Genomic DNA, 12,559 nt, shown 5'->3' on the forward strand with positions numbered 1-12,559 from the left:
TATGCTAGAGGGATATGAACATGATTGGGAGTATATATTTTTTGGTAATTATTTTTTCAAATGCAATAGGAGCAATATCTGGCATGGGGGGAGGCGTCATAATTAAACCTATTTTTGATTTTATTGGCGCAGATCCTGTAGAAGTCATATCATTTTATTCTACAATGGCTGTTTTTACTATGTCTATTGTATCTATAATTAAGAGGATAAAAAGTGGAATGAAGTTTAATTGGAGGATAATTATTTTTGTTGCTATTGGAGCTATGATAGGGGGATGTGGAGGTAATATTGCATTTAATTTTCTATTGGATTTATTTGAAGATGAAGCTATAGTTAAGTTGGTTCAAATTACAATAACTATTATTACTCTTATATTTGCATTTATTTATAGTAAATATAACTTTAAGAGTTTAAAGTTAAATCATTTTATTTCATATATAACATGTGGAATAATTTTAGGATTTGTTTCCAGTTTATTAGATATAGGTGGAGGACCTATTAATGTAGCATTATTTATGTTGGTATTTTCAATGGGAATAAAAGAAGCGACAGTGTACTCTATTTGTACAATTTTCTTTTCACAATTATCAAAGTTATTTACAATAACAATTTCAGGTGGATTAGAGAAGTATAACTTAAGTATGCTTTTATACATAATACCAGCAGCTATTATTGGAGCTTTAATAGGAGTAAAAGCAAGCAAAGTGTTATCAGAAGATAAGGTAGCAAAAGTATTTCGAACAGTTATAATTATAGTATGCTGTATAAATATTTATAATGGGTTAAACTTATATTAATTAAGTTTTTATATAGTTATAAAAGGCACTATTTGGTTTTAAAATAATCAACTAGTGCCTTTTTTAGATGAATTTAATATTATTGAAGTTTGAATAACTTAATTAAATTCAATTAAATGTTTGGATAAACAAAGAGCAGCAGCAGCTAAAGCTCCATTGTAACTATGATAACTTTTAATAATAATATCCTGCTTTTTATGTTTAGATAATAGACTAATATTTTGATTTAATAATTCTTTTAATAGATTTCTTAATAAAGGTTCATTAAACAATTCTCCATGAACTATAATTTTATTGCAATCAATCATCATGGACAAATTATTTAGAGTAATTGAAAGGTACTTAATTGCAGAGTGAAGTATTTTTATTATTCCTTCATCCCCTAAGCTATATGCTTTTAATACAGTTTCTATTGATATTTTATTTTTATCTGAAACCAATTGCTTTAAGTATGTGACCTCTGAGTTATCAAAAAGGATTTGAGACTTCTTAATAATCCATGCTTCACTACCATAGGTTTGAAGGCAACCTCTCTTACCACATTCACATAACTCTCCATCTGGGTGTACAACTATATGACCTATTTCTCCAACAAGAAAGTTATCCTTAGCATATAGATTACCATTATACATATAAGAGCAAAACATTCCTCTACTTACATGAAAGAAGATAAAGTTGCTATCAATTCCAGTGAAGGTAAATAGCCTTTCAGCTAGTGTCATACATTTGACGTTATTTTCAAAGAAAATTGGTAGTTCAACATTATCTAAAATATATTTTATATCAAAATTTTTCCAAAATACATTATTACTAATAATACTCTTAGTATTATCATCAAAGTGCCCTGGTAGTGCAACACCAATTGCTTTTGGACTAAATTTCTTATATTTATCTATAAAATTATTTAACTCATTAATATAGTATTCTTCTGTTAAAGTTTCACTTAAATTAGATGAGTTTAGTGAAATTATTTTATCATTAATAATTTTTCCAGTATTATCAGTTAAACAAAAAGAGATATATTTAAGAGATAATTCTGTACCTATATAGAAACTATGGTTAGAAGATACCCCTAAAAGTATTTTTTTTCTACCAGATTTACTTTCTTCAGGTATGACTTCACCAATTTCATGTATAAGATTTTCTTGAATCATATTTCCGGTAATTTCACTAACTGTTGCAGGTGTAATACCAGTTTCTTTTGATATGTCAATTCTTGAAATTGGACCTTTAGCATATATTTTATCTAAAATTTTAAATCTTAACTTTTGTTGGTTTTTTGTAAGTTTCATATTTAACCTCCTTTCATAATGATATTATATAATATTAATAATAATTTATAAACAATTATATTGATTTAATTTAAAAATAACATTGACAGATTATAAAATATAATATAATATTTAGTTAATAAATAATTAATTATTATTAATATATCATATGAAATGGTTTTAATATGATTATAATTTATTTTTTATAATTAATTAAGTGAGGTGAGGTCAATATGAAAAAACTAAATGAGTTTCTTGAAGAAAAAATGTTACCTATAGCTGCAAAGCTTGGGTCAAACAAAGTATTAATTTCAATACGTGATGGTATAACATTAAGTATGCCACTAATTATTATTGGTTCGTTATTCATGATAATAGCAAGTTTTCCAGTTAAAGCATGGACTGATTGGTTGCAGCTGTAGGAATTGATGCTTATTTATGGAAGGGTGTAGATAGTAGTTTCGGATTGATGGGGATAGTAGCAAGTTTCGGAATTGCAAATAGCTTAGCTCGTCAAAATAAAGTTGATGGAGTTTCAGCAGGTATTATAGCATTATCTTCATTTATAGTTGTTACACCTTTTGTAAGTGGTGAAACAGGTACAGGCATCCCAGTTGGCTACATGGGAAGTAAAGGTTTATTCGTAGCTATGATTCTTGGCATTATTTCAGCTTCAATTTTTTGCTGGTTTATAAAACGTGATATTCAAATAAAATTACCAGATTCTGTTCCACCTGCAGTTGCTAGAATCTTTAGTGCTTTAATTCCAGGTGCAGCTATTATAACTTTATGGTTAGTTGTTTTTGCAGTTCTTGATAAGATGAATATTGGTAATATTCATGACATAATGATGATAGTTCTAGGAGGACCTTTAGGGTTACTTGGTAATAACATATTTGGAACAATTATTGCAATTATTGCTAGACGTAAAAATGCAAGTAAAATGACTAAAGCTATGGCGCCATTAACTTTAACTCCTGGTATATTTAATATTAATGAACCTGCTATGTTTGGTTTACCAATAGTGATGAATGTTTCATTAATAATACCATTTATTTTAGCACCAGTAGCAAATGCGGTAATATCATATGTAGCAATGGCTTCGGGATTAGTTGCAAGAACTAAAGGTATAACAGTTTCTTGGACAATGCCACCAATTCTTAGTGGATTCCTTATAACTGGAAATCATATAAGCGGAGCTATATTGCAATTAGTATGTATACTTGTAGACGTAGCAATTTATTGGTTCTTCTATAAAGCAGTTGAAAAACAAAATTTAGCTTTAGAAGCAGTAGAAGCTAATGAAGTAATGAATTAAGTAAAATTAGTCAAATTGAAATAAATTAATATATATAAAAGTTAAAGAAATATTTGGAGGAGTAATTATGGGTAAAAGATTAATTAGTGCAAATGCTTCGGAGATACTACAAATGACCGCAGCAGAGTTAAAACAAAGTATTAAAGCAAGCGAAGGGAGAACCATTCTTTCAGAGAATGTGGCACCAAGAGAATCCTTTATCGGTGATATTACTAACTCTGAGATAGCTAGAGCTTTTGGAGCGGATTTAATTCTGCTTAATTGTGTAGATGTTTTAAACCCTTGGATCTTTGGGCTAGAAGTAAAAGAAGGATCTTCTTTTGTAGATGAACTACATAATTTAGTAGGTCGTCCAATAGGTGTAAATCTAGAGCCAGTAGACTTAGAGGCTGACATGGCAGAGGATCTTTATACTATAAGTAAAGGTAGACAAGCTAACCTTGAAACAATTAAGGAAATTGAAAAGCTAGGTATGGATTTTGTATGCTTTACTGGTAATCCAGGTACAGGAGTTACTAATTCACAAATAGAAAAAACAATTCGTTTAGCAAAAGAAAATTTCTCAGGATTAATAATTGCTGGTAAAATGCATGGAGCTGGTGTTAATGAGCCAGTTGCTGATTTAAAGGCAGTGGAAAGTTTCATTGATGCTGGTGCAGATATTATATTAGTACCTGCAGTTGGTACTGTACCTGGTTTTGATGATTCAGAACTAAAAGAAGTAGTTAGGGTAGCACATGAAAAAGGTGCTCTTGTATTAACTGCTATTGGTACTAGCCAAGAAAGCTCAGATGAAGATACTATTAAACAAATTGCAATAAGAAATAAGATCTGTGGAGTAGATATTCAACATATTGGGGATGCTGGTTATGGTGGAGTTGCACCTTTCGAGAATATTTTTGCTATGAGTAAGGCAATACGTGGTGTTCGCCATACAGTATCAATGATAGCACGTTCAATTAACCGTTAATTATTAAATAAAAGGAAATATAGTTGAATATTTAGGATGATGGGTTAAAATTTAACTTATCTTCCTATATATTACCAAAATTAGAGAGAGTATTAACCACAGATAAGAAAGGGTGTATATATATGAAAAAGACAATTATGTTAGTGTGTGCTGCAGGAATGAGTACTAGTTTAATGGTTACTAGAATGCAAAAGGCTGCTGAAGCTAAGGGCATAGAAGCAGATATATTTGCTATTTCAGCAGGTGAAGCAGATGCTTATTTAGATGAGAAAAAGGTAGATGTATTACTTTTAGGACCACAAGTAAGATTTATGAAGGCGCAATTTGAAGAAAAGGTTGCACCAATGGGAATTGCACTAGATGTAATACAAATGACAGATTACGGTATGATGAATGGAGAAAAGGTATTGGATCAAGCAATTAAATTAATGAAATAGAATTATAGATCTAATTACTTAAAAGGAGTGTTTAATTTGGAAGAACAAACAAACTTAGAAGTTATTATGGAGTTAATTATGTATGGTGGAGATGCTAAAAGCAATGCTATGGAAGCAATTCAAGCTGCTAAAGCTGGAGACTTTGAATCAGCTAAAGCTAAGATTTCAGCAGCAGAAGCTTCATTAGTAAAGGCTCATCATTCTCAAACAGGAATGTTAACTGAAGAAGCTAAAGGAAATAAGTCAGAAGTTTCTTTATTAATGGTACATGGACAAGACCACTTAATGACTTCAATGGCATTTACAGATTTAGCAAAGGAAATTGTTGAAGTTTATAAGAGAATTGATGAAAAGTAATCATTATATAAAAAAATATTTTTATATAAAAACCAGTAGCAGAATAATTATAGTTATTCTGCTACTGGTTTTTTTAGTATGAGAAATAAAATTACGTTAAGTATTTCGTAAGATTTTAGTTTATAGTAAAGCTAAAGTAAAAAAAGTTGGGGAAAAAGTGATATATAATCCCTTGGTAGATATATTAAAGAAGAGATTTATTAATGAAAAAAGTGCTAATAAGATAATGGCGACAATAATCTATAACACCAAGAAGAAATGAGAATTTACATAATATTATAATATTTATAAAAGAAGTAAATAGAATGAGCAATTATTGACAAAAAAATTTGAAAAGAATATATTAAGTATATTAAATGAGAGCTATGATAGAGGTGAATGACAGGTGGAAATAGTAAAAAAACAGTTAGAAAATGTAAGAAATGGATTTGTAAATGGATTACCAACTATTATTGTAGCTATTATTTTATTTTTTTCTTTCCTGAAAATATTTGGAACAAGTGAAGTTATAATAGCACCATTTTTAACAATATTATTTAGAATTAAATCTAAAGAAGAATTTAATTTAAAAAGATTATTAAGAATATTTTCTATGTTAATATTAATATCAACTTTTTCTTATATTGCAAACCTAAGCTTAATATTATGTATAGTAGTAAATTTGATGTTGCCATCTCTTATAGTTTATTTATATACAGATAGTTTTACACCAAGAGGATATTTTGTATATGTAATGGCATTTGTATTTTTAGAGCTAAGACCTATTCAATTTTCAGACTTACCTAAAAGATTTAGTGCTTTAATTTTTGGTATGTTAGTAGTAACTATAGGGTTATTTATAAGTTCATTAAAACAGAAAAAGAAAAATAGTTACGAATTAGCACAAATTGGTCTATTAAACTTATCAAAACAAATAAATAAGCTATCAAAAAAGGAAAAATTAGAAAGAGATATAGATGAACTTAATAGAATAATTTATAGATTAAATAATCTTATATACTCAAGTAGAAATTATAAGTATTTAGTAGATAGTTTTGGTTCCAATAATTATTATTTTATGTTGGTATTCCAGAAGTTTCAGTATGTTATAAAAAGTATTTATATGAGTTATGATGACTTAAAGGATAGTGATATTTTATTTTTAAATGAATTAAGTGAATTATTAAAAAAAATATCAAAAGAGATTAATGAAGAGAATAATACAGATTTAATAAAATTATTAGATAATTTTATAGAAAAAAAATATTTTACGAATAAGAAAATAGAATATGATATAGAGTATATTATTAATATTTTGAAAGTAGCACTTTCTAATATGGCTGACTCAAATTTTGATAATATAAAGGAGAATTGGAAAATACCAAAAATAACACATAAAATACATGGAATTAGCTACAATCTTAAATTAGATAGATTTCAATTGCGTTTTGCATTAAGGTTATCATTTGTATTAACAGTAACTTTCTTAATATCTAGGTTATCAGGATTAAATCATGCTTATTGGATTCCTATGAATGCATTCTTAATGATTGCTCCTTTTTATGAGGATAGCGCAGAAAGAATTAATAATCGTATTTTAGGTACAATTCTTGGTTCTATATTAACATTTTTATTACTTAGTATATTTAACACAACAAATGCTCATATTATAATAATAGTTTTAATGACAGTATGCATGTATTCAGTAATACCATCAACATGGATTATGACTTCATATACTACTTGCTATGGACTTGCTCTAGTTACTTTAGCAATGGATAGGGATGAAGCGATAGAACTTAGATTAGCATATATATTTATTGCAGCTATTATCTCAATATTAGCAAATAAGTACATCTTGCCTAATAAGAGTAGTTATGAATTTAAATTAAATGTAACTAAGCTTATTACAATAGACAGAGAAATGGTATTAATGTTAAGAAAGGCTTTAGAAAACAGAAGTGAATTTGATAGCACATACTTAAGGGAATTACTAATAAGATCAAATCAAATAAATGTAGATATCAAAAATTACAAAAAGAAAAATGAATGTGAAGAATCCTTTTATAATAATTTATTAGAAATAAACAAACAACTTATACACGAAATTCAACAGATTTCATATATACTTATTAATAATGAAGGAATTTTGCAAGAGGATAAGAATATAAATGAGGTTCTAGATAATATAGAAATTGTTTTAAATAGAATTCAGATAACATTAGAAAGTAATGAGTTAACTGTAGATCAAATTATGTCAAAGAAAGCTAAGGATTATGGCTTAATTAGTAATGATTTATATTTTAATAGCATAGTTATTAATTGTATGAATACTGTAGAAAATATGTACGATTTAGTAAGCGAAAAGTATAAAAAACTTTCTAGGTAATATGAATAAATGTAAAATAATAAAATTAAAAAATCTCAGTTGACTATTAAATTAGTTAACTGAGATTTTTAGTTTTAAGTAAAGTTCTTGTTAAGTCTTTCTAGATAATTAATATTATTTTGTGTACTCTTTTACTTCAACTGATCCGGTTATTTTAGAAGTTTCATCTACTTCAAATGCATCTTTTAGTTCTTGAGTTGCAAAATATATGTTTCCATCTACTGTTGCATCTTGAAGTATAAATCCTTCAGCTTGTACATATATATTTCCTTTAAGTGTACCATTTTCAAATTTTCCATTTTCACCAGCGAAAATTAGGTTTGGTACTGTAATAGTATATCTTTCACTTATATTTAAGCTAGCATCTTCGGCAGCAGGTGCAATTGCACGATTAGGAGCTTCTTTGCCTTCTTTGTCTTTTTTAATTCCACTTTCAACTACTAAATCTTCTGTGAAAGTTAAGTCCTTATTAACTATAATCATAAAGTTAGTATTATCCTTAGAGATTTTTTGCTTAAAAGTTTCTTCGTCATTTACTTGTGAAGCACCTGATACTACATCAGTTTTAGCTTCAGTTGTAGGAGTATTTTCTGGTGTTTTAACATCGGTTGATTCTGATTTGTTTCCACAGCCTGTTAATAGTGTTGCTAATACAGCAATTGATAGTGCTAATGTTTTGATTTTCATTATGATTCCCCCTAAGTTGTTTCAATATTAAATTATTAATATATATTAAATATACATTTCATACACATTATACCAATATGTTAATAAAATAACAAGATAAAGTTCAAAATAAATGTATTAATTTGTTGAATTTTGTATAATAAATAAAAATATTTCTATGTAAACATTGACAAAGGGAAAAAAGGCTTGTATAATAAAACCATAACATATGGATTGTTACTGATAACGCAGGCAAGACCTAACATTAAACTGATTTATTTCTTTAGTTTAATTTAGGTCTTTTTTTATTTAAATTTACGGGTTGGGAGATTATACTAATGAAAATTATCAGATTGTTTAATAACAATATAGTGGCTACTATTACAGATGATAATAAAGAAGTAATAGTACAAGGTTCAGGTATTGGGTTTAAGAAAAAGGTTGGCGATTTGATAGACGAAGATAAGATAGAAAAAAGATATTTTATAGAAGATGAAAGCAAGAGTAAGTTTAATGAGATTTTTGAAAACACTCCAATTGAATATTTCCAAGCTGTTGAAGAAATAATTGGAATTGCAAGTAAGGAGTTAGATATTAAACTTAGTAGCCAAATTATAATATCTTTAACTGATCATATTTTTTGTGCAGTAGAACGACTTAAAGAAGGTTTAATTTTACCTAACCTTATGAGTAATGAAATTAAATCCCTATATTCTGAAGAATATAAAATTGGATTAAGAGCATTAGATATTGTAAAGAAGTATACAGGAGAAAGACTTCCAGTTGATGAAGCAAGCTATATAGCAATACATATCGTAAATGCATGTTTAGATATTGGAACAAATAATACTCGAAAAATTTTAGTTCTATGTTCTGGGGTATCAAGAATATTAAAAGAAGTTTATGATATTGATTTAACTGAAAATAGATTAGATTATTCAAGGTTAACGACTCATTTAAAGTTTTTAGCCCAAAGAATAATAACTAACTCTACGAAAACAGTAGATGGAGTAGATGACTTATATGATTTACTTAAAAAGAAAGATTCAAAGTTAGAAGTTTGTGTTGAAAAGGTAGAAGATTATATAAGATCTACATTTGATTATCAAATTTTAAAACAAGAAAAAGTTTATTTGATGGTACATTTATTAAAAGTTATAAGAAATTAGGATTGTTACTGGTAAGGCAGGCTAGACCTAGATTATATTTAGAAATTTTCTTAAGTATAATTTAGGTCTATATTTTTTGCTTCTATTAAACGTTTTCATTAAAATAATATATAAATTTACTAATGTTTATTTTGAAAGGAAGAAAAATTATGAAAGAAAAATTTTTAGCATCGGCAGAAAAATTTGCGAAAGCTATGGTTCAACCTCTTATGTACCTTTCTGTTGCAGGTATGATTTTAATTTTTGGTGTACTTTTAACCAATGCAACAGTTACTCAATTTTTACCGTTTTTAAAATGGACACCAATCCAATTAGTTGGAAAGCTGATTTATGAATGCATAATGATTTTAGTTAATAATTTAGGAATAATTTTCTGTATAGGAATTGCAGCAGCTTTAGCTAAGAAGGAGAAACATCAGGCATCAATTATAGCTTTCATGTCTTACTTAATGTTCTTAAAGGCAAATAACATTACATTGAAAACTTTTGAGATGTTAAAAACTCCAAGCGAAATGTTAGGTTTGATAGGTACTGGACAAGCATCTGTTTTAGGAATTCAAGTATCTGATATGGGTGTATTTAGTGGAATAATTATTGGTTGCTTAGTAGGATATGTATTTAATAAATCTTGCGACTCTAAGTTTAAAGGTTATTGGGCAATGTATTCAGGAACTCGTTTCTCATTTATATTAATGATTTTAGTGAGTTTAGCTCTAGGAGTTATGGTTACATTTGTATGGCCAGTAGTAGCTCAAGGAATACAAGCTTTAACAGTAGTTATTAAAAATAGCGGAAACTTTGGATTATTTATATATGGTTTCTTAGAAAGATTACTTATACCAACAGGTTTACATCACTTAGTTTATGTTCCGTTCCAATTTACTGATATTGGAGGAGTAATGCAAGTTGGAGAGCAAACTTTAGCAGGGGCTTATGCTATAACAATTGCTGAATTTGGTAATCCAGCAGTAACAAAGTTCTCAGATACAATTTATTATATGGCAACTGGATTTACTAAAACTTTTGGTTACATAGGAATAGCATTAGCATTCTATAAGACTGCATTTAAAGAAAACAAACAAAGTGTAAAGGCACTATTAATGCCCTTAGCAATTACAGCTTGTCTTTCGGGTGTAACTGAACCATTTGATTTTCTATTTATATTTGCAGCACCAGTTTTATATTTAATACATTCAGCAATAGCAGGATTATTTATAGTTTTATTAAAGGTCTTTAATGTAACTTCTATGTTAGGTGGAGGTATAATTACTATAACTTTAAATAACCTTATAGCAGGTGTTCAAAAGACTAATTGGCCAGTAATGTTTATTTTAGGATTAATTCAAATAGCTGTTTACTTTGTATTATTCTCATTCATAATTAAGAAGTTTAATCTTAAAACTCCAGGTAGAGAAGAAGTTAGTAGTGATTCTAAAGGCAACAAAATAGGAAATAGAGTTGGAGCAAGAGAAGCTTTAGCAATAATAAATGGATTAGGTGGAAAAGAAAATATAGTAAATGTAACTAATTGTTTTACTAGATTAAGAGTAGATGTTAAAGATCTTTCTTTATTAAACGAAGAAGAAATAAATAAATGTAGAAATAGTGGAATAGTTAAGAGGGGAAATAATGTTCAAATCATATTTGGAATTGAAGTACCTGAGGTACGTAAGGAAGTTGAAGATGTGTTATTAACACTTTAATTTTAAAGTTTAGTTCTCAAGTGAATATATTTAAGTTTTAGTTGACTCGGAATAACACCTGTAAATTAAAACTTATATATGTTCAGTCATTATAGATTAATTATAGCAAAAGGAGATGTGTAGATATGATAATAACAATAGTAGGTGGAGGAAGTACGTTTACTCCAGGAATAGTAAAATCAATAGCATTAAGAGAAAAGGACTTAGAAGCAACAGAAGTAAGATTATTTGACATTGATGAAGAAAGACAAAATAAGGTTGCTGTTGTAGTAGACTATATTTTAAAAGAACTAAATTCAAATATTAAGTTAACTGTAACTACTGATAAGGAAACAGCTTATAAGGATGCAAGCTTTATATTTGCTCAAATGAGAGTTGGTAAATATGCTATGCGTGAAATGGATGAAAAAATTCCACTAAAACATGGATGTGTTGGACAAGAAACTTGTGGATGTGGTGGACTAGCTTATGGACTTAGAACTATATTTCCTATGATGGAAGTTATAGATGATGTTGAAAAATATGCTGCTAAAGATTATTGGATATTAAATTATTCAAATCCTGCAGCAGTAGTTTCTGAAGCTTGTAGAGTTTTAAGGCCTAATGCAAGAATAATAAACATTTGTGATATGCCAATAGCTATCTTAGAAATGATTAGTAAATGCTTAGGAGATGTAGATTATTTAAAGATGGATTATAAGTATTTTGGATTAAATCACTTTGGATGGTTTACTGAAATTACTTATGAAGGAAGAGATATAATTAAAGAAGTTCGTGAATATTTAAATGAAGTTGGAACTTTAATGCCAAGACAATATGTTGAAGCTATGAAAAAGAATCCATTAAAAGAAGGAGAAAGACATGCTTCTCAATCTTGGATTAAGGTTTGGAATAATATGAAGACTATGATGGATTTATTCCCAGATTATTTACCAAATACTTATTTACAATACTACTTGCTATCTAAGGATGTAGTAGAACATTCAGATGCAGAATGGACTAGAGCAAATGAAGTTATGATGAGTCGTGAAAAGAATTTATTCGAAGGTGTAGATCATTATTTAAAAACTGGAGAGATAACAAAAGATGCATTCTATCATGGGGCACATGGTAACTTTATTGCAGATTTAGCTGTATCTATTAAAAATGATTTAAAGCAAAAGTTTATTGTTATTGAGCCTAATAACGGAAATATACCAAATATAGATGATGATGTTATGGTAGAATTGCCAGCACTAATGGGCAAAAATGGAGCAGAAGTTATCAAAATTGATGCTATTCCAACTTTCCATAAAGGTTTAATGGAACAGCAAGTAGCTTCAGAAAAGTTATTAGTAGAAGGAGCAATAGAAGGTTCTTATGCTAAGGTACTTCAAGCCTTTGCTATGAATAAAACAGTTCCATCAGCATTAGTAGCGAAAGACATATTAGATGATATGATAGAAGCAAATAAAGAATTTTGGCCAGAGCTTAAATAAATAATAAGGTGCTACTAAAGTAGCA

General features: G+C 28.2%; 12 protein-coding genes. 10 read left to right on the forward strand and 2 right to left on the reverse strand.

The genetic code is table 11. The features are described from left to right. The first annotated feature begins 41 nt into the window (after positions 1-41). Positions 42-797, forward strand: a complete 756-nt coding sequence (locus BN6774_RS04500; protein ID WP_235829579.1) for a sulfite exporter TauE/SafE family protein — start codon at positions 42-44, stop codon at positions 795-797. Between the two features lie 98 nt (positions 798-895). Here BN6774_RS04500 and BN6774_RS04505 read toward each other — a convergent pair whose 3' ends face one another. Continuing rightward, complete coding sequence (locus BN6774_RS04505; protein WP_066890449.1) at positions 896-2,089, reverse strand: ROK family transcriptional regulator; 1,194 nt, start codon at positions 2,087-2,089, stop codon at positions 896-898. Positions 2,090-2,301: 212 nt separating this feature from the next. Here BN6774_RS04505 and BN6774_RS18815 point away from each other — a divergent pair, with 212 nt between their 5' ends. The 6 genes from BN6774_RS18815 (at position 2,302) to BN6774_RS04530 (ending at position 7,518) form a co-directional block, all read left to right on the forward strand. Then, positions 2,302-2,490 (forward strand): hypothetical protein, encoded by a 189-nt coding sequence (locus tag BN6774_RS18815; protein ID WP_235829580.1) that lies wholly within the window; start codon positions 2,302-2,304, stop codon positions 2,488-2,490. Continuing rightward, positions 2,475-3,386 carry a PTS sugar transporter subunit IIC gene (locus tag BN6774_RS04510; protein ID WP_235829581.1) on the forward strand — a complete coding sequence of 304 codons (912 nt, stop codon included), beginning with the start codon at positions 2,475-2,477 and terminating at the stop codon, positions 3,384-3,386. The genes BN6774_RS18815 and BN6774_RS04510 overlap by 16 nt, the downstream gene beginning before the upstream one ends. Positions 3,387-3,453: 67 nt before the next feature. Continuing rightward, positions 3,454-4,356, forward strand: a complete 903-nt coding sequence (locus BN6774_RS04515; protein WP_066890451.1) for a DUF7916 family protein — start codon at positions 3,454-3,456, stop codon at positions 4,354-4,356. Between the two features lie 122 nt (positions 4,357-4,478). Beyond that, positions 4,479-4,793, forward strand: coding sequence for a PTS sugar transporter subunit IIB (locus tag BN6774_RS04520; RefSeq protein ID WP_066890453.1), 315 nt, complete (start codon positions 4,479-4,481; stop codon positions 4,791-4,793). 27 nt (positions 4,794-4,820) lie between these two features. After that, positions 4,821-5,150, forward strand: coding sequence for a PTS lactose/cellobiose transporter subunit IIA (locus BN6774_RS04525; RefSeq protein WP_407922088.1), 330 nt, complete (start codon positions 4,821-4,823; stop codon positions 5,148-5,150). Positions 5,151-5,535: 385 nt separating this feature from the next. Further along, a complete protein-coding gene (locus BN6774_RS04530) occupies positions 5,536-7,518 on the forward strand; it encodes an FUSC family protein (protein WP_066890457.1) in 1,983 nt (660 codons plus the stop codon). 114 nt (positions 7,519-7,632) lie between these two features. On the opposite strand, the gene BN6774_RS04535 is transcribed toward BN6774_RS04530, so the two are convergent. Beyond that, positions 7,633-8,205: a hypothetical protein gene (locus tag BN6774_RS04535; protein WP_066890459.1), complete on the reverse strand. Its 573-nt coding sequence runs from the start codon at positions 8,203-8,205 to the stop codon at positions 7,633-7,635. A 317-nt stretch (positions 8,206-8,522) separates the two neighbouring features. On the opposite strand from BN6774_RS04535, the gene BN6774_RS04540 reads away from it, so the two are divergent. The 3 genes from BN6774_RS04540 to BN6774_RS04550 all read left to right on the forward strand — a co-directional run bounded on the left by BN6774_RS04540 (position 8,523) and on the right by BN6774_RS04550 (position 12,534). Continuing rightward, positions 8,523-9,353, forward strand: a complete 831-nt coding sequence (locus BN6774_RS04540) for a PRD domain-containing protein (protein WP_066890461.1) — start codon at positions 8,523-8,525, stop codon at positions 9,351-9,353. 149 nt (positions 9,354-9,502) lie between these two features. Then, entirely contained in the window at positions 9,503-11,056 is a 1,554-nt protein-coding gene (locus BN6774_RS04545) for a PTS transporter subunit EIIC (RefSeq protein ID WP_066890463.1), read from the forward strand. Positions 11,057-11,181: 125 nt separating this feature from the next. Next, positions 11,182-12,534 carry a family 4 glycosyl hydrolase gene (locus BN6774_RS04550; RefSeq protein ID WP_066890465.1) on the forward strand — a complete coding sequence of 451 codons (1,353 nt, stop codon included), beginning with the start codon at positions 11,182-11,184 and terminating at the stop codon, positions 12,532-12,534. Positions 12,535-12,559 lie beyond the last annotated feature (25 nt).

Origin of the sequence: Clostridium nigeriense, assembly GCF_900086595.1 — a bacterium.
In the GTDB taxonomy this organism is placed as follows: Bacteria; Bacillota; Clostridia; order Clostridiales; family Clostridiaceae; genus Clostridium; species Clostridium nigeriense.

Bases quoted from the DNA above. Each gene is read 5' to 3' on its own strand.
- BN6774_RS04505 (WP_066890449.1), bottom strand. From the start codon at position 2,089: ATGAAACTTACAAAAAACCAACAAAAGTTAAGATTTAAAATTTTAGAT.
- BN6774_RS18815 (WP_235829580.1), top strand. From the start codon at position 2,302: ATGAAAAAACTAAATGAGTTTCTTGAAGAAAAAATGTTACCTATAGCT.
- BN6774_RS04515 (WP_066890451.1), top strand. From the start codon at position 3,454: ATGGGTAAAAGATTAATTAGTGCAAATGCTTCGGAGATACTACAAATG.
- BN6774_RS04520 (WP_066890453.1), top strand. From the start codon at position 4,479: ATGAAAAAGACAATTATGTTAGTGTGTGCTGCAGGAATGAGTACTAGT.
- BN6774_RS04535 (WP_066890459.1), bottom strand. From the start codon at position 8,205: ATGAAAATCAAAACATTAGCACTATCAATTGCTGTATTAGCAACACTA.
- BN6774_RS04540 (WP_066890461.1), top strand. From the start codon at position 8,523: ATGAAAATTATCAGATTGTTTAATAACAATATAGTGGCTACTATTACA.
- BN6774_RS04545 (WP_066890463.1), top strand. From the start codon at position 9,503: ATGAAAGAAAAATTTTTAGCATCGGCAGAAAAATTTGCGAAAGCTATG.
- BN6774_RS04550 (WP_066890465.1), top strand. From the start codon at position 11,182: ATGATAATAACAATAGTAGGTGGAGGAAGTACGTTTACTCCAGGAATA.